Raw genomic sequence first — 515 nt, 5'->3', positions numbered from 1 at the left:
AAAGAGCACTACAAGGCAATTAAGGCGGTAATCAAGGCTCACAAAACAGCCCCACAAGCCGCATTAATCAAACACCTTGGTGCGGTAAAGAATTTCTCACCGATTCGGTGCATTGGCGGTTGGGACAGATGAGAGTTGCCTACCACATTAATTTGAAATCCGCTATAGTTGTAGATATAGATTCGCTCGTTAAATTTGGTTTGATACTGACTTTGGACTTCCACGTGGATGATGACCCACCAGGGTTCTCCGTCTAGAAGCTTCACCTGGAATAGGCGATCGGACAGGGTGTCGCCGCTGGCGGATTCTCCCACAATCTCGGGCAATTCCTGACTGAGCGACATATAGGGTTCTTCCCAGTCGATTTCCCGGTAAATCTCCGGAAAAAAGAAGTTCATAAATGAGGGAAAATAGGTTTCGATCGCCTCTTTCCAGGGTTCATCATCAGAAATTAGGGTTGGTAAGGGGGAGAACGGAAACCCTCGTCATTTATGCGTAGGGAGGAGTTCTCCCCC

1 protein-coding gene is annotated in these 515 nt (G+C 47.8%); it reads right to left on the bottom strand.

Annotation, left to right across the window (positions count from 1 at the left end; genetic code table 11):
• Positions 1-38: 38 nt before the first annotated feature.
• Entirely contained in the window at positions 39-398 is a 360-nt protein-coding gene (locus AC0QH1_RS23125; RefSeq protein ID WP_324633730.1) for a hypothetical protein, read from the bottom strand.
• Between the last annotated feature and the right edge of the window lie 117 nt (positions 399-515).

The sequence above is a fragment of the Phormidium sp. CCY1219 genome (assembly GCF_055795085.1).
The sequence above is the reverse complement of the archived record's forward strand: the minus strand, read 5'-3'. Positions and strand labels throughout refer to the sequence as shown.